The 23,463-nt window shown below is 69.9% G+C and carries 28 protein-coding genes; 16 read left to right on the plus strand and 12 right to left on the minus strand.

Annotation, left to right across the window (positions count from 1 at the left end; genetic code table 11):
• Window positions 1–20: 20 nt before the first annotated feature.
• From LHA26_RS13135 to LHA26_RS13145, 3 genes are read left to right on the plus strand one after another with little or no spacing between them, the layout of a single operon-like run.
• On the plus strand, window positions 21–842 hold the full coding sequence (locus tag LHA26_RS13135) for a cell division FtsX domain-containing protein (protein WP_252168391.1): 822 nt from the start codon (window positions 21–23) through the stop codon (window positions 840–842).
• Window positions 839–1,372: a YdcF family protein gene (locus tag LHA26_RS13140; protein ID WP_252166045.1), complete on the plus strand. Its 534-nt coding sequence runs from the start codon at window positions 839–841 to the stop codon at window positions 1,370–1,372. The genes LHA26_RS13135 and LHA26_RS13140 overlap by 4 nt, the downstream gene beginning before the upstream one ends.
• A gap of 15 nt (window positions 1,373–1,387) precedes the next feature.
• On the plus strand, window positions 1,388–2,071 hold the full coding sequence (locus LHA26_RS13145) for a lysophospholipid acyltransferase family protein (RefSeq protein ID WP_252166046.1): 684 nt from the start codon (window positions 1,388–1,390) through the stop codon (window positions 2,069–2,071).
• Window positions 2,072–2,084: 13 nt separating this feature from the next.
• Here LHA26_RS13145 and LHA26_RS13150 read toward each other — a convergent pair whose 3' ends face one another.
• The 4 genes from LHA26_RS13150 to LHA26_RS13165 all read right to left on the minus strand — a co-directional run bounded on the left by LHA26_RS13150 (window position 2,085) and on the right by LHA26_RS13165 (window position 6,980).
• Window positions 2,085–2,990 carry a prephenate/arogenate dehydrogenase family protein gene (locus tag LHA26_RS13150; protein ID WP_252166047.1) on the minus strand — a complete coding sequence of 302 codons (906 nt, stop codon included), beginning with the start codon at window positions 2,988–2,990 and terminating at the stop codon, window positions 2,085–2,087.
• On the minus strand, window positions 2,990–4,090 hold the full coding sequence (gene hisC, locus LHA26_RS13155) for a histidinol-phosphate transaminase (protein ID WP_252166048.1): 1,101 nt from the start codon (window positions 4,088–4,090) through the stop codon (window positions 2,990–2,992). Before hisC ends, LHA26_RS13150 begins: the two co-directional genes overlap by 1 nt.
• A 55-nt stretch (window positions 4,091–4,145) precedes the next feature.
• Window positions 4,146–6,125, minus strand: a complete 1,980-nt coding sequence (parE, locus tag LHA26_RS13160; protein WP_252166049.1) for a DNA topoisomerase IV subunit B — start codon at window positions 6,123–6,125, stop codon at window positions 4,146–4,148.
• A 90-nt stretch (window positions 6,126–6,215) separates the two neighbouring features.
• Entirely contained in the window at window positions 6,216–6,980 is a 765-nt protein-coding gene (locus LHA26_RS13165) for a GcrA family cell cycle regulator (protein ID WP_252166050.1), read from the minus strand.
• A gap of 62 nt (window positions 6,981–7,042) precedes the next feature.
• Between LHA26_RS13165 and LHA26_RS13170 the strand changes: the two genes are divergently transcribed.
• The 7 genes from LHA26_RS13170 to queE all read left to right on the plus strand — a co-directional run bounded on the left by LHA26_RS13170 (window position 7,043) and on the right by queE (window position 13,245).
• Window positions 7,043–7,891 (plus strand): ABC transporter permease, encoded by an 849-nt coding sequence (locus LHA26_RS13170; protein ID WP_252166051.1) that lies wholly within the window; start codon window positions 7,043–7,045, stop codon window positions 7,889–7,891.
• A 36-nt stretch (window positions 7,892–7,927) separates the two neighbouring features.
• Complete coding sequence (locus LHA26_RS13175) at window positions 7,928–8,398, plus strand: hypothetical protein (protein ID WP_252166052.1); 471 nt, start codon at window positions 7,928–7,930, stop codon at window positions 8,396–8,398.
• A gap of 109 nt (window positions 8,399–8,507) precedes the next feature.
• Entirely contained in the window at window positions 8,508–9,698 is a 1,191-nt protein-coding gene (locus LHA26_RS13180) for an aspartate aminotransferase family protein (protein ID WP_252166053.1), read from the plus strand.
• Between the two features lie 55 nt (window positions 9,699–9,753).
• On the plus strand, window positions 9,754–10,686 hold the full coding sequence (gene argF / locus LHA26_RS13185) for an ornithine carbamoyltransferase (RefSeq protein WP_252166054.1): 933 nt from the start codon (window positions 9,754–9,756) through the stop codon (window positions 10,684–10,686).
• A gap of 132 nt (window positions 10,687–10,818) precedes the next feature.
• Entirely contained in the window at window positions 10,819–11,724 is a 906-nt protein-coding gene (gene hslO / locus LHA26_RS13190; protein WP_437441259.1) for an Hsp33 family molecular chaperone HslO, read from the plus strand.
• 190 nt (window positions 11,725–11,914) lie between these two features.
• Window positions 11,915–12,604 carry a 7-cyano-7-deazaguanine synthase QueC gene (gene queC, locus LHA26_RS13195; RefSeq protein ID WP_252166055.1) on the plus strand — a complete coding sequence of 230 codons (690 nt, stop codon included), beginning with the start codon at window positions 11,915–11,917 and terminating at the stop codon, window positions 12,602–12,604.
• Window positions 12,601–13,245, plus strand: coding sequence for a 7-carboxy-7-deazaguanine synthase (gene queE, locus LHA26_RS13200; RefSeq protein ID WP_252166056.1), 645 nt, complete (start codon window positions 12,601–12,603; stop codon window positions 13,243–13,245). Before queC ends, queE begins: the two co-directional genes overlap by 4 nt.
• A gap of 40 nt (window positions 13,246–13,285) precedes the next feature.
• Here the strand turns inward: queE and LHA26_RS13205 are convergent, their stop codons facing one another.
• The 3 genes from LHA26_RS13205 to lipB form a co-directional block, all read right to left on the minus strand.
• Window positions 13,286–13,963 carry a hypothetical protein gene (locus tag LHA26_RS13205; RefSeq protein WP_252166057.1) on the minus strand — a complete coding sequence of 226 codons (678 nt, stop codon included), beginning with the start codon at window positions 13,961–13,963 and terminating at the stop codon, window positions 13,286–13,288.
• Window positions 13,964–14,135: 172 nt separating this feature from the next.
• The gene (locus tag LHA26_RS13210) at window positions 14,136–14,405 is read right to left on the minus strand and encodes a hypothetical protein (RefSeq protein ID WP_252166058.1); all 270 of its coding nucleotides are present in this window, start codon (window positions 14,403–14,405) and stop codon (window positions 14,136–14,138) included.
• Window positions 14,406–14,459: 54 nt separating this feature from the next.
• Entirely contained in the window at window positions 14,460–15,143 is a 684-nt protein-coding gene (lipB, locus tag LHA26_RS13215) for a lipoyl(octanoyl) transferase LipB (RefSeq protein WP_252166059.1), read from the minus strand.
• A gap of 77 nt (window positions 15,144–15,220) precedes the next feature.
• Here lipB and LHA26_RS13220 point away from each other — a divergent pair, with 77 nt between their 5' ends.
• Window positions 15,221–16,009 (plus strand): hypothetical protein, encoded by a 789-nt coding sequence (locus LHA26_RS13220; protein ID WP_252166060.1) that lies wholly within the window; start codon window positions 15,221–15,223, stop codon window positions 16,007–16,009.
• Here the strand turns inward: LHA26_RS13220 and LHA26_RS13225 are convergent.
• The 3 genes from LHA26_RS13225 to LHA26_RS13235 are packed head-to-tail and all read right to left on the minus strand — an operon-like array spanning window position 15,979 to window position 17,869.
• A complete protein-coding gene (locus LHA26_RS13225; protein WP_252166061.1) occupies window positions 15,979–16,572 on the minus strand; it encodes a GNAT family N-acetyltransferase in 594 nt (197 codons plus the stop codon). The two genes, LHA26_RS13220 and LHA26_RS13225, sit on opposite strands and share 31 nt — an antisense overlap.
• Entirely contained in the window at window positions 16,569–17,423 is an 855-nt protein-coding gene (hemF, locus tag LHA26_RS13230) for an oxygen-dependent coproporphyrinogen oxidase (protein WP_252166062.1), read from the minus strand. The genes LHA26_RS13225 and hemF overlap by 4 nt, the downstream gene beginning before the upstream one ends.
• Window positions 17,420–17,869: a tRNA (cytidine(34)-2'-O)-methyltransferase gene (locus tag LHA26_RS13235; protein ID WP_252166063.1), complete on the minus strand. Its 450-nt coding sequence runs from the start codon at window positions 17,867–17,869 to the stop codon at window positions 17,420–17,422. Before LHA26_RS13235 ends, hemF begins: the two co-directional genes overlap by 4 nt.
• Window positions 17,870–18,077: 208 nt before the next feature.
• Here LHA26_RS13235 and petA point away from each other — a divergent pair, with 208 nt between their 5' ends.
• Genes petA through LHA26_RS13255 form a run of 4 tightly spaced genes read left to right on the plus strand, consistent with a single transcriptional unit; the run spans window position 18,078 to window position 21,463 of the window.
• A complete protein-coding gene (gene petA, locus LHA26_RS13240) occupies window positions 18,078–18,671 on the plus strand; it encodes a ubiquinol-cytochrome c reductase iron-sulfur subunit (protein ID WP_252166064.1) in 594 nt (197 codons plus the stop codon).
• A 14-nt stretch (window positions 18,672–18,685) separates the two neighbouring features.
• A complete protein-coding gene (locus tag LHA26_RS13245) occupies window positions 18,686–19,975 on the plus strand; it encodes a cytochrome b (RefSeq protein ID WP_252166065.1) in 1,290 nt (429 codons plus the stop codon).
• Window positions 19,976–19,990: 15 nt separating this feature from the next.
• Window positions 19,991–20,845 carry a cytochrome c1 gene (locus tag LHA26_RS13250; protein ID WP_252166066.1) on the plus strand — a complete coding sequence of 285 codons (855 nt, stop codon included), beginning with the start codon at window positions 19,991–19,993 and terminating at the stop codon, window positions 20,843–20,845.
• A 51-nt stretch (window positions 20,846–20,896) separates the two neighbouring features.
• Window positions 20,897–21,463: an adenine phosphoribosyltransferase gene (locus LHA26_RS13255; protein ID WP_252166067.1), complete on the plus strand. Its 567-nt coding sequence runs from the start codon at window positions 20,897–20,899 to the stop codon at window positions 21,461–21,463.
• Window positions 21,464–21,475: 12 nt separating this feature from the next.
• On the opposite strand, the gene LHA26_RS13260 is transcribed toward LHA26_RS13255, so the two are convergent.
• Window positions 21,476–21,925 carry a MaoC family dehydratase gene (locus LHA26_RS13260; protein ID WP_252166068.1) on the minus strand — a complete coding sequence of 150 codons (450 nt, stop codon included), beginning with the start codon at window positions 21,923–21,925 and terminating at the stop codon, window positions 21,476–21,478.
• Window positions 21,926–22,039: 114 nt separating this feature from the next.
• On the opposite strand from LHA26_RS13260, the gene LHA26_RS13265 reads away from it, so the two are divergent.
• A complete protein-coding gene (locus tag LHA26_RS13265; RefSeq protein WP_252166069.1) occupies window positions 22,040–22,285 on the plus strand; it encodes a hypothetical protein in 246 nt (81 codons plus the stop codon).
• A gap of 66 nt (window positions 22,286–22,351) precedes the next feature.
• Here the strand turns inward: LHA26_RS13265 and ychF are convergent, their stop codons facing one another.
• The gene (ychF, locus tag LHA26_RS13270; protein ID WP_252166070.1) at window positions 22,352–23,452 is read right to left on the minus strand and encodes a redox-regulated ATPase YchF; all 1,101 of its coding nucleotides are present in this window, start codon (window positions 23,450–23,452) and stop codon (window positions 22,352–22,354) included.
• Window positions 23,453–23,463: the final 11 nt, after the last annotated feature.

The following is a 23,463-nucleotide window of genomic DNA, read 5'->3' on the forward strand; positions in this document are numbered from 1 at the left end:
AGGGCCGGCTGGCCGGGCCGATGCCCTGGGTCATCGCGATCATGATGTTCCTCACCGCCTTGGCGGCGGCGGGCGGGCTCGCGCTCGGCACCGCCGCGCAGGGGCTGCGGGGCGGCATGAACGGCACGGTGACGGTGCAGGTGATCGTCGCCGATCCGGTCGAGCGCGCGCGCCAGGCGGCGGCGGCCACGGCGGCGCTGCGGCGCACGCCGGGCGTGCGCGCCGTGCGCCCGCTGGGCGAGGCCGAGCTGGCGGCGCTGCTCAAGCCCTGGCTGGGCGAGGCGGGGCTCGACTCCGATCTGCCGCTGCCGGCGATGATCGATGCCCGGCTCGATCCCGAGACGATCGATCCGGCGCGGCTGCAGGCGGTGCTGGCGCCGCTCGCCCCGGCGGCGCGGATCGACGATCATGGCCGCTGGCTCGGCCCGCTGCTCGGGCTGGTGCGCGCGCTGGGCGTGCTGGCGGCGGGCATCGTGGCGCTGATGGCCGGGGCCACGGCGGCGGCGGTGGTGCTCGCGGCGCGGGCGGCGCTCGACACGCATCGCGCGACGATCGACGTGCTGCACATGATGGGCGCCACCGACATCCAGGTGGCGCGGCTGTTCCAGCGCCGGCTCGGCCTCGATGCCGTGTTCGGCGCGGCCCTGGGGCTGGCCGGAGCGGTGGCGGTGATCCTGCTGATCGGCCACAAGATCGATGCGATCGGCGCGGGGCTGATCGGCGCGGTGCACCTGTCGTTCGGGGATTGGCTGCTGCTGGCGCTGCTGCCGCCCGCCGCCGGTCTGCTGGCGCTGGGCGTGGCGCGGATCACCGTGCTGCGCGCGCTCGGCCGCACCTTGTGATCAGCCGCTTCCTCTCGCTGCTCGTGATCGTCTGGGCGCTCGGCTTCGCCGTGTTCGCCATCACCCTGCCGCGCCCGGCGGGCGACGCGATGACGGACGCGGTGGTGGTGCTCACGGGCGGCGCCGGCCGGCTGGAACGCGGCCTGGATCTGCTCGCCCGCCACCGCGCGCGCCGGCTCTTCCTCTCGGGTACGGACCGCACCGTGCGGAAGAAGGAATTGGCGGCGCGCACCGGCCGGCCGCAGGCGCTGTTCGATTGCTGCGTCGATCTCGGCAAGGATTCGGTCGATACCCGATCCAACGCCAAGGAGACCGCGCAATGGCTGGGGGCGCACCGCTTCCGCAGCGTGCGGCTGATCACCACCGACTGGCACATGCCGCGCGCGCACCATGATCTCGCCGCCGCCACCCGGGGGCTCGGCGTGACGATCCTGGTCGATGCGGTGCCGAGCCATCCCAGCTTCACCACCTTGTTCACCGAATATCAGAAATATCTGCTACGGCGCGCGGCGGCACCCTTTGGCTACTGATACCGCACCACACCCATGACCAGGCTCCGCTCCGCTCTCTACACGCTCGCCTTCGTGCTGCTCACCACCGTGATGGTCCTGATCGGGGTGCCGATCGCGCTCGCCAGCCGGCGGCTTTTCTCCCGCTATGCGAGGCTCTGGGCGAGGCTGGCCGGCGGCTTGGCGCGGGCGGTGCTGGGCGTGCGGCTGGTGGTGGAAGGCGCCGCGCCCACCGCGCCGGTGCTGATCGCGGCCAAGCACGAATCGGCCTATGAGACGCTGGCGATGATGCGGCTGCTGGACGATCCGGTGGTGGTGCTCAAACGGTCCATTCTGGCGGTGCCGGTCTTCGGCTGGCTGGCGCGTCGCCACGGCGTGGTGCCGGTGGATCGCAGCGCCAACGCCACCGCGCTGCGCGCCATGCTGCGCGCCGCCGATACCGCCAAGGCGAGCGGGCGCGCGGTGCTGATCTTCCCCGAAGGCACGCGGGTGGCGCCCGGCGCGCGGCCGCCGGTGCAAGCGGGCTTCGCGGGCCTTTACGGCCGGCTCGGCCTGCCGGTGGTGCCCGTCGCCACCGATGCCGGGCGGATCTGGGGCAAGGGGTTGGCGAAGCGTTCGGGCCCCGTGCGCATCCGCTTCGGCGAGGCGATCCCGCCCGGCCTGCCGCGCCGCGAGATCGAGGCGCGCGTCCACGCCGCCATCAACCAGCTCAACGGCTGATCGGGGCGGCGCCTCAGTGGCGGCGGCCGAAGTCCGGGGCGGGATCGTCCTGGCCCTGTTCCACGATCGAGCGGCGCACCGCGCGGGTGCGGCTGAACAGATCGAACAGCGTGTCGCCCTCGCCCCAGCGGATCGCGCGCTGCAGCATCGTCAGATCCTCGGTGAAGCGCTGGAGCATCTCCAGCACCGCGTCGCGATTGGCGAGGAAGACATCGCGCCACATGGTCGGGTCCGAGCTGGCGATGCGGGTGAAGTCGCGAAAGCCGCCGGCTGAATATTTGATCACCTCGCTCGCCGTCACTTCCTCCAGATCGGAGGCGGTGCCGACGATGGTATAGGCGATCAGGTGCGGCAAATGGCTGGTGACGGCGAGCACGCGATCGTGATGCGCGGCGTCCATCCGCTCCACCTGCGAGCCGAGCCGCTCCCAGAAGGCGCAGACGCGCGCCACCGCCGCCTCGTCCGCTCCGGCGGGTGGGGTGACGATGCACCAGCGCCCCCGGAACAGCGATGCGAAGCCCGCGTCGGGGCCACTATGCTCGGTGCCGGCGACGGGGTGGGCGGGCACCACCGCGCGGCCGGGCAGGGCGGCGACCAGCTCGGCGAGCACGCCCGCCTTGGCCGAGCCGACATCGGACACCACGCAGTCGGCCGGCACATCCTCCGCAATCGCACGCCCGACCGCGCCGATCGCGCCGGGCGGCACGCACAGGATCACCAGATCGGCATCGATCACCGCCGCGCCCGCGCTATCGGCGACATCGTCGGCGAGCCCGAGCGTCACGACCCGCGCGCGCACCGCCGGATCGGCGTCATGGCCGGTGAGCGCCACGGTCGGCATGGACTCGCGCACCGCGCGCAGGATCGACGAGCCGATCAGGCCCAGGCCGATCACGCTGATCCGGGCAAAGGGCAGCATCAGCCGTCGACGCCCGCCATAAGGCGCAGCGCGGCGATCACCTCGCGCATCTGCGCCTCGGTGCCGATGGTGATGCGCAGGCCATGGCGCAGCCCCTGGCCCGGGAGCCAGCGGGTGAGCAGGCCGCGCTCCATCAGGCCGTGATAGGCCTGTTCGGCGGTCAGCGCGCCTTCGAACAGCACCAGCACGAAATTGGCCTTGGACGGGATGGCGCGCAGCCCGGCATTGCCGAGCTTGGCGATCTCGTCGCCGAACCAGGTCCGCCAGCGGCGATTATGCTCGCGGCTCTGCTGGATGAAGTCGCGCGCGCCGAGCGCCGCCACCGCCGCCTGCTGGCCGCCGGTGGTGACGTTGAACGGGCCGCGGATGCGGTGCATCGCCGCGATCACCGCCGCCGGCCCATAGCCCCAGCCGATCCGTTCGGCGGCGAGGCCGAATATCTTGGAGAAGGTGCGGGTCACGAGCACATTGGCCTCGCTCCGCGCGAGATCGAGCGCGCCGTCGTCATCCTCGGGCTCGAGATATTCGGTATAGGCCTGGTCGATCACCAGCAGCACGTCGCGGGGCAGACCGGCATGGAGCCGGCGGATTTCCTCGGCGGTGGTGTAGGTGCCGGTGGGATTGTTGGGATTGGCGACGAACACCACCCGCGTCCGCGGCGTCACGGCGGCGAGCAGCGCGTCGACATCGGTGGCGTAATCCCGGTCCGGCGCCTCGACCGGCGTCGCCCCGACCCGGCGCGCGGCGATCGGATAGACGGAAAAGCCGTAGCGGACGAAGAGGATCTCGTCGCCCGGCCCGGCATAGGCGCCGGCGGCGAGGTGCAGCACCTCGTCGGATCCGGTGCCGTGGATGATCCGCTCGGGCTCGATCCCGTAATGGGCGCCGATCGCCTCGCGCAGCGCGGTGGCGCCGGCATCGGGGTAGGTCTCCAGATGCGCGGCGGCGGCGGCATAGGCCTCGCGCGCGGCCTGCGGCGTGCCGAGCGGATTCTCGTTGGAGGAGAGCTTGGCGGCGGGCTTGCCGCCGTCGGTGGTGGCGCGGCCGGGCACATAAGGCGCGATTGCCGCGATCCAGGGCTTTACCAGGGGTTCGGTCATGGCGCCGGCTGTAGCGACCGGCGCGCCCGGCAACAACCATGTCGGCGGCGCCGGCTCAGGCGTCGATCTCCTCCTCGTCGAGACGCGCGGCATTTTCCTGGATGAAGGCGAAGCGGTGCGCGGCCTCCTTGCCCATCAGCCGGTCGACCAGATCGCGCACCGCCGCGCGCTCCTCATATTCCTGCGGCAAGGTGACGCGGATCAGCGTGCGGCTGCCGGGATCCATCGTCGTCTCGCGCAGCTGCTGCGGGTTCATCTCGCCCAGGCCCTTGAAGCGGGCCACCTCCACCTTCTTGCCGCAAAAGGCGGTGCGCTCGATCTCGGCGCGCTGCGCATCGTCGCGCGCATAGAGGCTCTTCGCGCCGGCGGTGAGACGGTAGAGCGGCGGCTGGGCGAGATAGAGATGCCCCTTGCGCACCACATCGGGCATTTCCTGGAAGAAGAAGGTCATGAGCAAGGTCGCGATATGGGCGCCGTCGACATCGGCGTCGGTCATGATGACGATCCGCTCGTAGCGCAGCTGGCTGGCATCGCAGCGATCGCGCGTGCCGCAGCCAAGCGCCTGGATGAGATCGGCGATCTCCTGATTGGCCAGGATCTTGGCGGCGTTGGCCGAAGCGACGTTGAGGATCTTGCCGCGGATCGGCAGCACCGCCTGGGTTTTGCGGTCGCGCGCCTGCTTGGCCGAGCCGCCGGCCGAATCGCCCTCGACGATGAACAGCTCGGTGCCCTCGGGCGAGTCCGAGGCGCAGTCCGTCAGCTTGCCGGGCAGGCGCAGCTTGCGCGAGGAGGTGGCGGTCTTCCGCTTGACGTCGCGCTCCGCCTTGCGGCGCAGCCGCTCGTCCATGCGATCGAGCACATAGCCGAGCAGCGCCTTGCCGCGATCCATATTGTCGGCGAGGAAATGGTCGAAATGGTCGCGCACCGCCGCTTCCACCAGCCGCGCCGCGTCGGGCGAGGTCAGCCGGTCCTTGGTCTGGCTCTGGAATTGCGGATCGCGGATGAAGACCGAGAGCATCAGCTCCGCGCCCACCACCACATCCTCGGGGGCGATGTCCTTGGCGCGCTTGTTGCCGGTCAGCTCGGCGAAGGCGCGCACGCCCTTGGTCAGCGCGGCGCGCAGCCCCTGTTCGTGCGTGCCGCCGTCGGGCGTGGGAATGGTGTTGCAGTAATAGCTATAGGCGCCGTCCGAGAAGAGCGGCCAGGCCACCGCCCACTCCACCGATCCCTGGCCGCTGGGGAAATCCTGGCGGCCCGCGAAGCTTTCGGTGGTGGCGCATTCGCGGCCGCCGATCTGCTCGCGCAGATGGTCCGCCAGTCCGCCGGGAAATTGGAACACCGCCTCGGCCGGCGTATCGTCGCCGGCCAGCAGCGCGGGATCGCACCGCCAGCGTATCTCCACGCCGGCGAAGAGATAGGCTTTGGAGCGGGCGAGCCGGTACAGGCGCTGGGGCTTGAAGCGCAGCTCGCCGAAGATCGCGGGATCGGGCGTGAAGGCGACGCTGGTGCCGCGCCGGTTGGGCGCCCCGCCAAGCCGTTCGAGCGCGGTCTGCGGATGGCCCTGGGCGAAGCGCTGGCGGAACAGCTCGCGGTTGCGCGCCACCTCCACCACCGTGTCGGTGGATAGGGCGTTGACCACCGAAATCCCGACGCCATGCAGGCCGCCCGAGGTCTGATACGCCTTGTCCGAGAATTTGCCGCCGGAATGGAGTGTGGTGAGGATCACCTCCAGCGCCGATTTGCCGGGGTAGCGGGGGTGTTCGTCCACCGGAATGCCGCGGCCATTGTCGGTGATGGTCAGCCGGTTGCCGGCGCCCAGCACGACCTCGATGCGGCTGGCATGGCCCGCCACCGCCTCATCCATCGCATTGTCGAGCACCTCGGCGGCGAGATGGTGCAGCGCCCGCTCGTCGGTGCCGCCGATATACATGCCGGGGCGGCGGCGAACGGGCTCCAGCCCTTCGAGCACCTCGATCGCGGAGGCATCATAGGCACCGGCGGCGGCCGCCGGGGCGTTGAACAGATCATCGGCCATGGCCCGCTATAGGCCGGGAGAGGGCCGCTCGCCAAGAACGGAAGGGGATCGTCGCGCGATCGGCGGCGATCCCCGTGCCTGCGCGTCTGCTCAGCGGCGCGGACCGCCAAAGGGCAGCGGCGGCGGCCGGCGATCGCGCCGGGGCAGTTGCGCCTGATAGGCGAGGCCGCAATGCGCGACGCAATAGGGGAAGCCGGGGTTCACCGGATCGCCGCAGAAGTGGAAATCGGGCTCGCCGGGGTGGCCGATCGGCCATTTGCAGATGCGATCGGACAGATCGAGGAGCGACGTCTTGTCGGCGAATTCGGGCGCGGGCTTGGCGGGCACCAGCCGGCGCGGCGGCGCGGGCGGGATCGGCGCCTGCTGCTCGCCGGGCTGCTGGCGCTGGAAGCCTCCGGGGCCGATCGAGCGATAGACGGGCTGGTCGCCCGCGGGGGCGGCACCGGCGGCGGGCGCGGCCGGCGCGGCGCCCGCCGCGTTCGCGGACGGGGCGGCGGCGGGCGCCGCGCGCACGGGCTCCGGCGCGGGGGTGGGCGCCGGGCGCGGCGGCGGCGCCGCGCGCACCGGTTCGGCGGCGGCGGCCGGAGCCGGGCGCGGGGCGGGCGGCTCGGCGCGGGGTGGGGCGGGCGGCGGCGCCACCGGCGCGGCGCTGGCGGCGGCAGCGGCGGGCGCGGCCGGCGCGGCGCCATCGCCCGCCTTCACCGGCGACGGGCGGCTCTCCAGCCCGAGCCGATGGGCCTTGCCGATCACGGCGTTGCGGCTCACGCCGCCGAGCTCGTCGGCGATCTGGCTGGCGGTCAGCCCCTGGCCCCACAGGCTCTTGAGCTTATCGATCCGCTCGTCCGTCCACGACATCTCTTATCGGTCTCCGTTCCGTCGATCTTGCCGGAAGGCGGCGCGGGGGCTAGGCGGGCGTCATGCCCGAACCGCTCGCTCCCGCATCCTCCGGCTCGCACCCCACCCTCCCGGGAGACCCGGTGATCCGGCAGATAAACTGGATCGGCGTGCGCACGCTCTATGTGAAGGAGGTGCGCCGCTTCTTCAAGGTGCAGTTGCAGACGATCTGGGCCCCGGCGGTCACGACGCTGCTGTACCTCATCATCTTCACGGTCGCGCTGGGCGCGCGCTCGCCGGTGCCGGTCGGCGGCCATATCGTCGCCTTCGCCGATTTCGTCGCGCCCGGGCTGATCGTGATGGGCATGCTCACCAACGCCTTCGCCAACTCGAGCTTTTCACTGCTGGTGGGCAAGATGCAGGGCACGATCGTCGATTATCTGATGCCGCCGCTCTCCACCGGCGAGCTGCTGGCGGGGCTGGTGGGCGCGGCGGTGACGCGCGCCTTCCTGGTCGGCCTCGCCCTGTGGGTGGCGATGCTGCTGTGGCCGGGCGTCCATGTCGGGCTGGCCAATCCGCTGGCGGTGCTGTGGTTCGGGCTGATGGGCGCGCTGCTCCTGTCCTTTCTGGGCGTGCTCACCTCGCTCTGGGCCGAGAAGTTCGATCACGCCGCCGCCGTCACCAATTTCGTGGTGCAGCCGCTGGCGCTGCTGTCGGGCACCTTCTACTCGGTGGATCGGCTGGCGCCGGCCTTCCGCGCCATCAGCCACGCCAATCCCATTTTCTACATCATCTCGGGGTTCCGCTCGGGCTTTCTCGGCGTGGCCGATTCGCCCGCCGGCTTCGGCGCGGGGCTGTTGCTGGGGATCAACATCGCCATGGGCGTGGCCTGCTACCTGCTGCTGCGGCGCGGCTGGCGCATCAAGAGCTGAGCGGAACCGGCGCGTGAGGCCGGCGGTTCCTCAGCCATGACCCAAACCCCGCCCGCGCCGCTCAGCCCGCTCGCCCGCATCGGCCTCGCGCTCGGCGCCGGCCTGGCCGGAGCGGCCGTGATGCTCGTCAGCCAGAAGATCGAGATGAAGGCGAGCGGCCGCGCGCCCTCGGACACGCCCGCCAAGGCGATCGAGACGCTGGCGGGCTTCGAGCTTTATGACGAGGCCGCCGAGGCGCGGCTTTCCACCTTCGGCCATTTCGCCTTCGGCACCGGCCTGGGGCTCGGCCTCGCGGCGATCGATCGCGTGCCCGAGCCGTGGCGGACGCTCGTCTTCGCCTCGGGCTGCTGGGCGATCGGCACCGGCACGCTGGTCGGCCTCGGCGTGTCCGAGCCGCCGACCCGCTGGGGCGCGACCGCGCTCGCCACCGATCTCGGCCACCACGCCGTCTATGCCGCCGCCTCCGCGTCCGCCTATGCCGCGGGCAAGGCGCTCGCCACGCGCTGACCCGCGTCCCCACGGCGCGCATTGCCTTCTCCCGCCGCGCGCGCTAGGTGCGCGGCTTCAGGCGGCCGGTGGGCCGCCTTTTTGCGTTCGACGCTAGGAGGAGAGCCCGATGACCATGCCCGCGCTCATGCCCGTTTACCCGCGGTGCGATGTGCGACCGGTGCGAGGCGAGGGCTGCTATCTCATTTCCGAGGATGGCCGGCGCTTCCTGGATTTCGCGAGCGGCATCGCCGTCAATCTGCTCGGCCACGGCCATCCGCATCTCACCCAGGCGATCCAGCAGCAGGCGGCGACGCTGATGCACGTCTCCAACCTCTATGGCTCGCCCCAGGGCGAGGCGCTGGCGGCGCGGCTGGTGGAGGCGACCTTCGCCGATACCGTCTTCTTTACCAATTCCGGCGCGGAAGCCGTGGAATGCGCGATCAAGACCGCGCGGCGCTACCATTTCGCCAATGGTCAGCCCGAGCGGACGACGCTGATCGCCTTCAAGAACGCCTTTCACGGCCGCACGCTCGGCACCATCTCGGCGACGGATCAGGACAAGATGCGCGGCGGGTTCGAGCCGCTGCTGCCCGGCTTCCGCTACGCGCCCTTCGATGATCTCGCCGCCGCCGAGGCCCTGATCGACGAGACCACCGCGGGCTTCCTGGTGGAGCCGATCCAGGGCGAGGGCGGGATCCGCCCGGCGTCGGACGCCTTTCTCCAGGGGCTGCGCCGCCTGTGCGACGAGCATGGGCTGTTGCTGGTGCTGGACGAGGTGCAATGCGGCGTCGGCCGCACCGGCGCGCTCTACGCGCACGAGCTTTATGGCGTGACGCCCGATATCATGGCGACGGCCAAGGGCATTGGCGGCGGCTTCCCGATGGGCGCTTGCCTCGCCACCGCCGAGGCCGCCAAGGGCATGACCTTCGGCACCCATGGCTCCACCTATGGCGGCAATCCGCTGGCTATGGCGGCGGGCAGCGCGGTGCTGGACGTGGTGCTGGCGCCCGGCTTCCTCGAAACGGTGAAGGCGAGCGGCGAGCGGCTGCGCGGCGCGATCGAGCAGCTGCTGCCGAACCACGACCATCTGTTCGAGAGCGTGCGCGGCAAGGGGCTGATGCTCGGCATCAAGTGCAAGAGCGACAGCCGCGCCTTCGTCGCCCATGCGCGCGATCATCATGGCCTGCTGCTGGTCGGCGCGGGCGAGAATGTGGTGCGCGTGCTGCCGCCGCTGGTGATCGAGCAGAGCCATATCGACGAATTCGTCGAGAAGCTCAGCGAGGCGGCCCGCACCTACGCGCCGCCGAGCGACGACTGACGACCTCACGCCGCGCCGCCCCTCCGGCGGCGGCGCGGCGTCCGGAGACGATTCCATGCCCATCCGCCATTTCCTCGATCTCAGCGATGCCGGCGCGCCGGCGCTCCAGGCGATGCTCGACGATGCCCGCGCCCGCAAGGCGGCACGCGCCGCCTGGCCCAAGGGCCGCGTCGATGCCGATGCGCCGCTTGCCGGCCATGTGCTGGCGATGATCTTCGAGAAGAATTCCACCCGCACGCGCGTCTCGTTCGACATGGCGATGCGCCAGCTGGGCGGCACCACCATCGTCATGGACGCGGGCTCGATGCAGCTCGGCCGCGGCGAGAGCATCGCCGATACGGCGCGTGTCCTGTCGCGCTATGTCGACGCGATCATGATCCGCACCGACGATCACGAGAAGGTGCGGCAAATGGCCGCCCATGCCAGCGTGCCGGTGATCAACGGCCTGACCGACTGGAGCCATCCCTGCCAGATCGTCGCCGACATGCTGACCGTCGCCGAGCGGCGCGGAAGCGTGGCGGGCAGCCGCTGGGCGTGGCTGGGCGACGGCAATAATGTGCTCCACTCGATCCTTGAGGCGGCCGGGCTGATGGGCTTCGAGACGGTCGTCTCCTGCCCGCCGGGCTATGATCCCAGCGCGGACGCGCTCGGCGCCGCTGGCCAGCGCGGCGCCACGGTGCGCGTCGAGCGGGATCCCGCGCGCGCGGTGGAGGGGGCGGATATCATCGTCACCGATACCTGGATCTCGATGGGCCAGGATCATGCCGAGGCCAAGCTGGCGGCGATGGCGCCCTATCAGGTGACGCCGGCGCTGATGGCCGCCGCGGCGCCCGGCGCCACCTTCCTGCACTGCCTGCCCGCGCATCGCGGCGAGGAAGTGGTGGATGCGGTGATCGACGGCCCGCAATCGGCGATCTGGGACGAGGCGGAGAACCGCCTTCACGCGCAGAAGTCGGTGCTGCTCTGGTGCCTGGGCCGGCTCGGCTGAGGGGCTGGAAATTCGGGCGCGGCACTCTGATATGGGGTGCTCTCCCTCAAGGACCGGCAGCGCGCGGCGGCGGGGGCGGGCTTCGGCCCTGCCCAACGGGATGAACGCCGCGCCTGGCCCGCGCTGGACATGATGATGACCGAACCCGCCACGCTTGCCCTCGATTCCGTGCTCGGCTTCACGCTGCCGGGCCGCCATGCCCGCGGTCGCCTCGCGCGGCTCGGCCCGGCGCTGGACCAGATCCTCGCCGCCCATGCCTATCCGCCCGTGCTGGCGCGCCTGCTCGCCGAAGCCTTGGTGCTGGGCGCGCTGCTCGGCTCGCTCCTCAAGGACGAAAAGGGCCAGCTCACGCTCCAGGCGCAGACCGAAGGCGGCGCGGTGGATCTGCTGGTGGTGGATTATCGCGGCGGCGAGATGCGGGGCTATCTGCGCCACGATCCCGAGCGGCTGGCCGAAATGCCCGCCGATCCCTCGCTCTTCGCGCTGTTCGGCAAGGGCTATCTCGCCATCACCTTCGATCAGGCGGCAACCGGCGAGCGCTATCAGGGGATCGTTCCGCTCGAGGGCGGATCGCTGGCGGCGGCGGCGGAGCATTATTTCGCCCAGTCCGAGCAGATTCCCAGCCTGGTGCGGGTGGCGGTGAAGCAGGAGGCCGATGGCCGCACCCGCGCGGGCGGGCTGCTGATCCAGCATCTGCCCGAAGGCGAGGAGGGCCGCGAGCGGCTGCACACCCGGCTCGACCATCCCGAATGGCAGCATGTCGAGGCGCTGGCGCAGACGATCAGCCCGGCCGAGCTGACCGATCCCCGGCTCGCGCTGGACGATCTGGTGTGGCGGCTGTTCCACGAGGAGGACGAGGTACGGACGCTCGCGGACATGCCGCTCAGCCGCGGCTGCCGCTGCTCGCCCGAGCATGTGCGCGGCGTGCTCGCGCGCTTCCCGGCGGAGGAGCGCGCCGCCATGGCCGAGCCGGACGGGACGATCCGGGTGGATTGCGAGTTCTGCGCGCGCTCCTTCCCGGTCCAACTCGACGCATGATCGGGGGGCGGCGTGCCGCGTTTCGCGCGCGGTTCGACGCGGCGGCGCGGTTCGCCATCGACTCCGCCGCCCGATCGGCGTACCGGGGCGCGGCTTGGTTCTTTTGTCTTCCTAGCAGCCCCACGGGGCATAACTGGGCCGCTGCGATTCGCGTCGCGCGGCCCGCTCTTTTCACACCGAGGCACGACGCATGACCGGTACCGGCAAACCCCTCGCGGTGGTGCTGCTTTCGGGCGGGCTCGATTCGATGGTGGTGGCGGGGCTCGCCCGCGAAGCCGGGTTCGGCCTGCTCGCGCTCACCATGAACTATAACCAGCGCCACCTGCTAGAACTCGCCGCCGCCCGCCGGATCGCCGCGCATCTCGAGGCGGAGCGCCATATCGTGCTGCCGATCGATCTGCGCGCCTTTGGCGGCTCGTCGCTCACCGATGATATCGCGGTGCCCAAGGAGGGCGTGCAGCCGGGCATCCCCGTCACCTATGTGCCCGCGCGCAATACCGTCTTCCTGTCGCTGGCGCTCGGCTGGGCGGAGGCGGCGGGCGGCCGCGACCTGTTCCTGGGCATCAATGCGCTCGATTATTCGGGCTATCCCGATTGCCGCCCCGCCTTTGTCGAGGCCTTCACCACGCTCGCCAACACCGCCACCAAGGCGGGGGTGGAAGGCGATCGCTTCACCATCCACGCGCCGCTGCTGCACATGACCAAGGCCGATATCGTGCGCGAGGCGGATCGGCTCGGGCTTGATGCGGGGATGAGCTGGTCCTGCTACGATCCCCAAGAGGGCAAGCATTGCGGCCTGTGCGACAGCTGCCGGCTGCGGCATCGCGGCTTCGAGGAGGCGGGTCTGCCCGATCCGACCGTCTATGAGGTGCTGCCATGAGCTATGCGGTGAAGGAGATGTTCCTCACGCTGCAGGGCGAGGGGCTCAATGCCGGGCGGCGTGCGGTGTTCCTGCGCTTTGCCGGCTGCAATCTCTGGAGCGGCCGCGAGGAGGATCGCGCCACCGCCGAATGCACCTTCTGCGACACCGATTTCGTCGGCCTCAACGGCGAACAGGGCGGCCGCTATGCGGACGCGGCCGCGCTGGTGGACGTGGTGGCGGCGATCTGGAGCCAGGGCCTCAATGCGCCGGGCGCGCCCCGCTTCGTGGTGGTGACGGGGGGCGAGCCCATGCTCCAGCTCGATGCGCCGCTGATCGATGCGCTGCATGCCGCGGGCTTCGAGATCGCGATCGAGACCAACGGCACGCTCGCCGTGCCCGAAACGGTGGATTGGATCACGGTCAGCCCCAAGGCGGGCACGCATGTGGTGCAGCGTTCGGGCCATGAGCTGAAGCTGGTCTGGCCCCAGGCCGGCATCGATCCCGCCGCGCTGGAAGCGTGGGACTTTGCGCATTTCCTGGTGCAGCCGCTGGACGGGCCGGGCGCCCACGATCATCGCGACGCCGCGATCCGCCATGTCGTCGCCCATCCGAAATGGCGCCTGTCGGTGCAGACGCACAAGCTGATCGGGCTGAAATAGCCTTGCTGACGGGCGCCGGCACGGCCGGCGCCACGCCGGTTCAGCCCTTGAGGCACTTCTTCTTGAGCTGGCCCTTCTTGTCGTAACAATCCGGCGGGAAATCGGGCACGGCGGCGGCCTGGAGCTGCGGCTGGCCCTGCTGCAGGATCAGATCGCCGACGGGGGTGAGGCTGTTGCGGAACTCGCGCAGCCGCAGCCGGGCGACGTCCGCCAGCTTCTTCTTCGGCGTGAGAATGGCCTGCTCGCCGATGTTCGACGCCGTCTGGCAGAAGCCGAGCTGCGCGTTGAGCGTGGAGAAGCTGTTGTAGGTGCGCGTGGTATATTGATCGAAGGCGGCGCCGATCGCCGCCGCGCTCGTGCCCTTGGGCGCCATGCGCTTGAAATAGCCGCCGAGCAGCTTGTAATCCTCGGTCAGCTCCTTGGCGTGGTGCGAAAGCATTCCGTTGTAATTGTTCACCGTCATCAGCGACGGGGCGAACTGGCACTGCAGCGCCGCCACATTGAGGCCGGCGCGCAGCGTCCACACGATATTGGCGCGCTTCTCGGCATCGGTGGCGCCGGGGAGCGGGATCACGACCTGCGGCTCGTCCCCGGTGACCGGAGCGCCGCGGAAATCCGGCGAGTGCCAGAAAAGCTGCGCGGCGGCCGGCGTGGCGGCCGCCAAACCCAAGCTGGCCAGCACAAGAAGCTGCCGACCCAAAGCACCCGTCATGGTCATTCTCTCCGAATCATACACGATCGGCCGCCCGCGCGGCCTTGCCCCGGAAAGATGCTTAACCTTTCGCGCCGCCCCGTCCAAGCCGGGCGGCGCGCGGGCGGGCGGGCGCGCACGAAAAAAGGCCGCCCGGTCGCCCGGACGGCCTTTTCTCCAACGGCCCGAAGGCCGCCTGTTACATCGCGTTGCCGGCCGAGTTGCCCGCCATCATGTCGTTGCCGCCCATCATGGCGTTGTCCATCGCCATGTTGCTGTCGGCACCCATGCTGTCGGTGGCGCTCATGTCGTTGGTCATGCCGGCCGACGAGTCCATCGTGTTCATGTCGGTCATGTTGGTGTCGGCGGTGTTGGCCGCATTGTCGCTCTTGCCGCAGGCGGCGAGCGAGAGGGCGGCGCCGGCGATCATGCCGGTGGTGACGATCTTGGTGACGAGATTGCGCATCATAGACTCCCTAGCAGCACCGGCCCCGGTCTTGGTCGGGTCTCCGGTCATTGCGCCCTAACGGCGATCGATCGCCGCCTCAAGCGGTTGCCGCGATGGCGACAAGCCCGCGAGAAACGGTTGAAGACCATCCTTCAGCGCGGCGTCAAACTGTTTCATCCCGACAACCGTTCCCAGCTGGGCCAGGCTGGTCACCGGAAATTGCGGTAGGCCGCACGGCACTATACCCTGAAAATGATCGAGATCAGGGTCGATATTCACGGAAAAGCCGTGCAGCGTCACCCACCGGCGCACCCGCACGCCGATTGCGCCGATCTTGGCTTCCTGCCCGTCCGGGCGATCCACCCAGATGCCGACACGTCCCGTTTCGGAGCGGGCGCTGACCCCGAGCGCGCCCAGCGTGGCGATCAGCCAGCCCTCGAGCCGGTGCACGAAGCAGCGCACGTCGCGGCCGCGCCGATCGAGGTCGAGCAGCACATAGCCGACCCGCTGGCCCGGCCCGTGATAGGTGTAGCGGCCGCCGCGCCCGCTCGGATAGACGGGGAAGCGCCCGGGCGCGAGCAGCTCGCCCGCGCCGGCGCTGGTGCCGGCGGTGTAGAGCGGCGGATGCTCCAGCAGCCAGATCAGCTCGCGCGCCGTGCCTTCGCGAATCGCGGCGGCGCGCGCCTCCATCTCGGCGACCGCGTCGGGATAGGCGATGGGCGCCTCGGCCACGCGCCACTCGATGTCGAACTCGTCCATGATGTCGGGCAGATGGCCCCGCCGGCGCGGCGGATCAAGCGGCTTGGCGGGGGCGGGGGCCGTGCTACACGGGCGCCATGACCAACAGGATCTCCGTCGGCGCGCTGTGGGACGAAAGCATCGCCTTTGTCCGCGCCGAATATTCGCTGCTGATGCCGGTCGGCGCGTTGGGTTTCGGCCTGCCGCTGGTGATGATGCTGCTCGCCGTGCCCGTCGACCAGGCCGAGACGGGCCGGCTGGTGCCGGGCCTCTGGCTCTTGTGGTTCGTGCCCGCCGGCCTGCTCAGCCTGTTCGGCTCGCTCGCGCTCTCGGCGATGACGCTGCGGCGCGGCGCGACCGTGGCCGAGTGCATCAGGCTCGCCTTTCGCCGCCTGCCGAGCGCCTTCGGGCTGATCCTGCTGCATCTCGGCTTCCAGGCGGTGCTCGGTCTGCCGGTGGCGGCGCTGGCGCGGATCGACATGGCGACGCGTGGCCAGCCCGGCCTGCTCGCGGCGCTCGGCAATTTCGCCGTGCTCGCGGTGCTGATCTGGCTGTTCGTCCGGCTCATGCCGATCTGGGCGCTGCTCGCCGATCGCGGCGGCCACCCGATCGATACGCTGCGCCAGGCCTTTGCGGTGACGCGGGGGCGCTATCGCCACCTGCTGCTGATCCGCGTGACGGGCGCGGTGGCGGGCGTGGTGGCGCTGCTGGTGCTGCTGATCCCGCTCGGCGCGGTGTGCGCGCTGATCGGCGCGGCGACGGGCGCGAGCGCGGTCGCCGCCACCATTTCCTATGTGCTGACCGGCGCGATCTTCGCCGCGCTGCTCACCTTGTGGACCGTGTATGTGGCGCTGCTCTACCGTCGGCTCGCCAACCGGGGGATGTGAGGCGCGGCGTCCTCGGGCAGCACGCCGATCACGCGCGGATCGGGGAAACGCTCCACCGCGCGGGCGAAGGGGGTGAAGCCGAGCGCCTGGTAGAAGCCCAGCGCGCGGGGGTGATCCAGCGTGCAGGTATGCACCCACACCCGCTCCACGCCGGGCCGCCAGGCGAGCGCCAGCGTCTGCGTCATCAGCCAGCGGCCATGGCCCGCGCCGGTCATTTCCGGAACCAGGCCGAAATAGGCGATCTCGCAGGCGCCGGCGGCGCGGAAATCCAGCTCCACCATGCCCAACTCTATCCCGCGCGCGTCGGTAACGGCGAACAGCTCCACCTGCGGATGCGCGATGATGGCGACCAGCGCCGCCTCGTCCATCACCAGTCGCGAGAACCACAGCCAGGGGGTGCCGACGCGGCGGAACAGCGCCCGATAGCGATCGGGCGCGGGCGCGCGCCAGCGGTCGAGCCGCAGCGGCGAGGGCGGCAGCGGCCGCGGGCGGGGCCGCGCCGTCATCTGCAGCGAGGTCACGATCGTGCCGATCTCGGCATCGTCCAGACGCTCGAGGCTCATGGCCAGATCGCCCGGGGCGGCAGGCTCATCAGGATCGCATCGACATTGCCGCCCGTCTTGAGCCCGAACAGCGTGCCGCGATCATGGACGAGGTTGAACTCGGCGTAGCGGCCGCGCCAGGCGAGCATCTGCGTCTCCTCCTCGGCGGTGAAGCGGGTATCGCGGCGGCGGCGCACGAGCAGGGGATAGATATCGAGAAACGCCTCGCCCACCGCCTGGGTAAAGGCGAAGGCGGGCGCGAAGGCGGCGCCGTCGGCATCGAGATGATCGTAGAAAATGCCGCCGGCGCCGCGCGGCACGCCACGGTGCGGTATGAAGAAATATTCCTCCGCCCAGCGCGCGAAGCGCGGATAGTCGCCGACCGGCGCATGGGCGTCGCAGGCGGCGCGCAGCCGGGCGTGGAAATCCGCGTTGTCCTCGTCATAGGGGAGCGGCGGGTTGAGATCGGCGCCGCCGCCGAACCAGCTGCGCGTGGTGCGCAGATAGCGCGTGTTCATGTGCACCGCCGGCACATGCGGATTGGCCATGTGCGCCACCAGGCTGATGCCGGTGGCGAAGAAGCGCGGATCCTCGGCCGCGCCATGGATGCTGCGCGCGAATTCGGGCGAGAATTGGCCGCCGACGGTGGAGACATTGACCCCCACTTTCTCGAACACGCGGCCCTTCATCACGCCGCGCACGCCGCCGCCGCCCGGCGCGCCCGTGGGATCGTCGCGCGTCCAGGGCGTGAAGGCGAAGGCCGCGTCCGAACCGGCCTCGCGTTCGATCGCCTCGAAGGCGGCGCAGATCCGGTCGCGCAGGGCCTCGAACCAGGCGCGCGCGGCGGCTTGCTGGGGGTCGAGCGGCGTCATGCGGGCCATCCCTTGGTCTGGCGGAGCGCCTCGCCGGCGGCGATCGCCACCGACACGGCGAGATTGAGCGAACGTTCGCCGGCGCGCATCGGAATGCGCACCCGCGCCGCCGCCGCCTGGTGCACCGCCGCCGGCGCGCCGGCGCTCTCCGATCCGAAGATCAGCGTGTCCTCGGGCGCGAAGCGGGCTTCGGGCAGCGGGATCGCGCCGGCGGTGGTGAAGAGGATCAGCCGGCCGGGCAGGGCGGCGGCGAAGGCGTCCCAATCGGCATGGCGGACGAGCGCGGCGCGCGCGGCATAATCCATGCCGGCCCGCGCCAGCGCGCGATCGGCGAGCGCGAAGCCGCACGGCTCGATCACGTCCACCGGCAGATCGAGGCAGGCGCCGAGCCGCAAGATGGTGCCGACATTGCCGGCGATATCGGGCTGGTGAAGCGCGAGCCGCATGGGCGCGTTCGCTAGGCGAGCGCCAGAGCCCATGCAAGCCGTGGCGAACCATGGACGCAAAAGCCTGTTGGCAAAGCCGCGCCGGCAACGCTATCACAAGATCCGCACCCCCGGCGAACATGGGGGGCAACCGGACGTCCGGAGAGGAGCGGCATGATCGTGTCCTTACAACCGGCAGGTCCAGCGAGACGGGACGAGGGGCTGGTGCATGGCAACACGTGATACCGTGGACGATCCCAACCAAAGGCCGCCGGTCATCGCCGGCCCGCACGAAGACGGCGTCGGGCCGCGCCGCCGCGATTTCCTGAACATCGCCGCCGTGAGCTTCGCCGGCGTCGGCGCGGCGACCGTGCTGATCCCGCTCGTCAACCAGATGAACCCCTCGGCCGATGTGCTGGCGCTCGCCTCGACCGAGGTGGATCTCGCCAAGGTCGTGCCCGGCCAGGGCATCAAGGTCTCCTGGCGCAAGCAGCCCGTGTTCATCCGCAATCTCACGCCCAAGGAGATCGCCGAGGCGGACGCGGTGCCGCTGTCCAGCCTGCGCGATCCCCAGACGCTCGCGGAGCGCACCAAGCCCGGCCACAAGAACTGGCTGATCACGCTGGGCGTCTGCACCCATCTCGGCTGCGTGCCGCTGGGCATCTCGGAGGGCGAGAATCGCGGCCAATATGGCGGCTATTTCTGCCCCTGCCATGGCTCGCAATATGACACCGCCGCGCGCATTCGCGGCGGGCCGGCGCCGCGCAACCTGGCGGTGCCGGACTATGCCTTCAAAACGCCCACCACCGTGCAGATCGGCTGAGGAGGACGAGGACGATGAGCTTCCCCTGGGCCGAACATTATCGCCCGCACCACCCGATGATGCGCTGGCTGGACGAAAAGCTGCCGCTGCCGCGCCTCGTCTACAATGCCGTCGGCGCCGGCTATCCGGTGCCGCGCAACCTCAACTATTTCTGGAATTTCGGCGTGCTCGCCGGCGCCTCGCTGGCGATCCAGATCGTCACCGGCATCATCCTGGCGATGCATTATGCCGCCAATGGGCTGGTGGCGTTCGACAGTGTCGAGCACATCATGCGCGACGTGAATTCGGGCTGGCTGATCCGCTACGCCCATATGAACGGCGCCAGCTTCTTCTTCATCGTCGTCTATATCCACATCTTCCGCGGCCTCTATTACGGATCGTACAAGGCCCCGCGCGAGATGGTGTGGCTGCTCGGCGTGGTGATCTTCCTGCTGATGATGGCCACCGCCTTCATGGGCTATGTGCTGCCCTGGGGCCAGATGAGCTTCTGGGGCGCGCAGGTGATCACCGGCTTCTTCTCGGCCATACCGCTGGTCGGCGAGCCGGTGCGGCAATGGCTGCTGGGCGGCTACGCGCCCGACAATGATGCCCTGAACCGCTTCTTCTCGCTGCATTATCTGCTGCCGTTCGTGATCGCGGCGGTGATCATGCTGCACATCTGGGCGCTGCATATCCCGGGCTCGAACAACCCCACCGGCGTGGCGGTGCAGGGTCCGGCGGATACCGTGCCCTTTCACCCCTATTACACCGCCAAGGACGGGTTCGGGCTGGGCGTGTTCCTCGTGCTCTTCTCGATCATGCTGTTCTTCGCGCCCAATTATCTGGGCCACCCGGACAATTATATCCCGGCCAACCCGCTGGCGACGCCGGCCCATATCGTGCCCGAATGGTATTTCTGGCCCTTCTACGCGATCCTGCGCGCCTTCACCTTCGATTTCCTCTTCGTGCCCGCCAAGCTGTGGGGCGTGGTGGCGATGTTCTCGGCGATCGCGCTGCTCTTCTTCCTGCCCTGGATCGATCGCTCGCCGGTGCGCTCGGCCAATTACCGGCCGGCCTATCGCATCGCCTTCTGGATGCTGGTGGCGGACGTGGCGATCCTCGCCTGGATCGGGAAGAGCCCGGCGGAAGAGCCCTATGTGCGGATCGGCCAGTTCGCCGCCGCTTATTATTTCGCCCACTTCCTGATCATCGTGCCGCTGATCGCGCGGTTCGAGACGCCGAAGCCGCTGCCCAATTCGATCACCGAATCGGTGCTGCACGGCGAGGCGGCGGAAGCCGCGCCGCTCGGCCTCGCGGCCGAATAAGGGGGAGGGACCGTCATGCTCCGCTTGTTCGCGCCCTGGATCGCGCCCATCATCGGCCTCGGCTTCGTGCTGGCGCTGGCCTTCGCCTTCTTCACGCCCCGCGATCCGGTGACGATGCTGCCCTCGGTGTCGGTGGCGCGCGGCGGCTTCCACGAGGAGCCGCGCGACATCCACTACAGCTTCGCCGGGCCGTTCGGACGCTATGACAATCGCCAACTCCAGCGCGGCTTCCAGGTCTATAAGGAAGTCTGCTCGGCCTGCCATTCGATGCGGCTGGTGGCCTTTCGCGATCTCGAGCAGATCGGCTTCTCCAAGCCCGAGGTGAAGGCGATCGCCAAGAACTGGGCGGTGGAGACGCCGAGCATCAATCCCGATACGGGTGAGCCCGCCACGCGCAAGCCGCTGCCCTCGGACACCATCCCGCCGCCCTATCCCAACGAGACGGCGGCGCGCGCGGCCAACAACAATGCGTTGCCGCCGGACATGTCGCTGCTCGCCAAGGCGCGCGAGGGCGGCCCCGCCTATATCGCCTCGCTGGTCACCGGCTACGCCGCGGTGCCGGCGGCGATGCACCGGAAATTTCCCGATTTCCAGGTGCCTGCCGGGCTGCACTACAATCCCTATTTCGCCAATCTCACCATCGCCATGCCGCCGCCGCTCGCGGCCGATGGCCAGGTCAGCTATTCCGATGGCACCAAGGCCAGCAAGGAACAGATGGCGGAGGATGTCTCGGCCTTCCTGATGTGGGCGGCCGAACCCAAGCTCGACAATCGCAAGCGCACCGGCGTCGCGGTGGTGCTGTATCTTCTCATCGCCACCGGTCTCGCCTATGCGGCGTACCGCAATATCTGGGCGGGCAAGAAGCACTGAGCCTTGGCGGGGCGGGTGCGCGGGCCCGCCCCCCTGCTGAAAGGCCGATACATGACCGGAGCCGAGCCTGGCCACCGCCCGCCGGGCGCGCACGACGATATCGCCGCGCTGATCCGCACCATTCCCGATCATCCCAAGCCCGGCATCCTGTTCCGCGATGTCACCACGCTGCTGCTCGATCCGCGCGGCCTGGCGATGGTGACGGCGCGGCTTGCCGGGCTGGTGCCCGCCGGCATCGATCTGATCGCGGGGATCGAGGCGCGCGGCTTCATCTTCGGCGCCGCGCTGGCGCATCATCTGGGCAAGGGGCTGGTGCTGATCCGCAAGGACGGCAAGCTGCCGGGCGCCACCATCGGCATCGACTATGCGCTGGAATATGGCACGGACCGCATCGAGATGCATGAGGATGCCTGCGTGCCGGGGCAGACGGTGCTGCTGGTCGATGATCTCATCGCCACCGGCGGCACCGCCCAGGCGGCGGTGCGGCTGCTGCGCCAGGCCGGCGCGCGCGTGGCGGGGGCCGCCTTCGTGGTGGATCTGCCCGATCTCGGCGGCGCCGAGGCGCTGCGGGCGGACGGCGTGCCGGTGACGAGCCTGGTCGGCTTTCCGGGCCACTAGGCCCGGCCGGCCTCAGGCCGGGCGGCTGCGATAGAAGACGGTCGGCTCCTGTTCCAGCACGGGCTCGTCATGCTGGTTCAGCACGGTGAGCCGGCTCCGCACCGCGCCCATTTCGGGCCGCGAGCGCGAGCCGCGCACCTCCAGCACCTCGCTCTCGCAGCGCAGCACATCGCCCGGATAGACGGGCTTGAGCCAGCGCAGCCGCTCGATGCCGGGCGAGCCGAGCGAGCCGATCGCGTCCATCCGCTCATGCTCCGCCACGATCATCGCCATCGCCATCGCGCAGCTGTGCCATCCGCTCGCCGCGAGCCGGCCGAAATGCGTGCGCGCGGCGGCGTCGTCGTCAAGATGGAAGGGCTGCGGATCGAAGCGGCGGGCGAACTCGATCACCTCCTCGCGCGTCACCACGTAGCGGCCGAAGGACAGGCGCTGGCCGACGCTGAAATCCTGCCAATAGGGCATGCGCTTCCCTCTGCTCGTTTCGGGACAGGCAGGCTAGGCCGTTGTCCTGGCGAGGGGAACCGTCAATCTTCATCGCCGTTACTGGGGCGTCAACAAGAAGAGATGGAGGTCAGGATGGCAGAAGTGCATACGACTGCGGGCGAGCCCCAGCATACCACCATCATCGAGGAACGGCGCGGCGGCGGCGGCACCGCGCTGCTCGCGATCGTGCTGCTCCTCGCCGTGCTGATCGGCGGCTGGTATCTGTTCAGCACCGCGGGCTCGACCAACGCCAAGAACAACGCGGTCGCCGGCGCGGCCAAGAGCGTGGGATCGGCCGCCGACAAGGTCGGCAGCGCGGCTGACAGCGCCTCCAAATAAGCGCGTTAACCGCCGGACGCGGACGCCGCCGGCCAGGCGGCGTCCGCGTCCGCATAGGTGCGGGATTCAGACGTTGAAGCGGAACAGCATCACGTCGCCATCCTGCACGACATAGTCCTTGCCCTCGCTGCGCAGCTTGCCGGCATCGCGCGCGCCGGTTTCGCCATGGCAGGCGATATAATCCTCATAGGCGATCGTCTCGGCCCGGATGAAGCCGCGCTCGAAATCGCTATGGATCACGCCCGCCGCCTGCGGCGCGCGCGCGCCGCGCGTCAGCGTCCAGGCCCGCGTCTCCTTCGGGCCGACGGTGAAGAAGGTGATGAGGTGGAGCAGGCTGTAGCCGGCGCGGATGACGCGGGCGAGGCCGGTTTCGGTGAGCCCCAGATCCGACAGGAATTCGGCGCGGTCCTCGGCCGCCATGGTGGCGATCTCGGCCTCGATCGCGGCGGACACGACCACCGCCTCCGCGCCCTCCGCCTTGGCCTTGGCGAAGACGCGCGCGGATTGCGCATTGCCGTCGGCGGCCGAGCCTTCCTCGACATTGCAGACATAGAGGACCGGCTTGCCGGTCAGCAGCTGGGCCTGATCGAACAGCCGCGCCTCCTCGGGATCGGCAGGGCGGCCGAGCCGCGCCGGCTTGCCCGCGCGCAGCAGATCCAGCACCGGCGCCAGCACGCCTTGCTGCGCCTTGGCCTCCTTGTCGCCCTGCTGCGCCTTTTTGGCGAGATTGGGGACGCGGCGCTCGAGGCTGTCGAGATCGGCGAGCATCAGCTCGGTCTCCACCGTATCCGCGTCGGCGATCGGATCGACCTTGCCTTCGACATGGGTGACATCGTCATCCTCGAAGCAGCGCAGGACATGGACGATCGCGTCCACCTCGCGGATATTGGCGAGGAACTGATTGCCCAGTCCTTCGCCCTTGGAGGCGCCCCGCACCAGCCCGGCAATGTCGACAAAGCCGAGCTGCGTCTCGATCGTCTTGGCCGAGCCGGCGATCCCCGCCAGCGCCGACACGCGCGGATCGGGCACCGCCACCTGCCCGACATTGGGCTCGATTGTGCAGAAGGGATAGTTGGCGGCCTGCGCCGCCGCCGTTTCGGTGAGCGCGTTGAAGAGCGTCGACTTGCCGACATTCGGCAGGCCAACGATGCCGCAGCGGAAACCCATGGATGAAGCCT

The sequence above is a fragment of the Sphingomonas morindae genome (assembly GCF_023822065.1).
Lineage (GTDB): Bacteria > Pseudomonadota > Alphaproteobacteria > Sphingomonadales > Sphingomonadaceae > Solisphingomonas > Solisphingomonas morindae.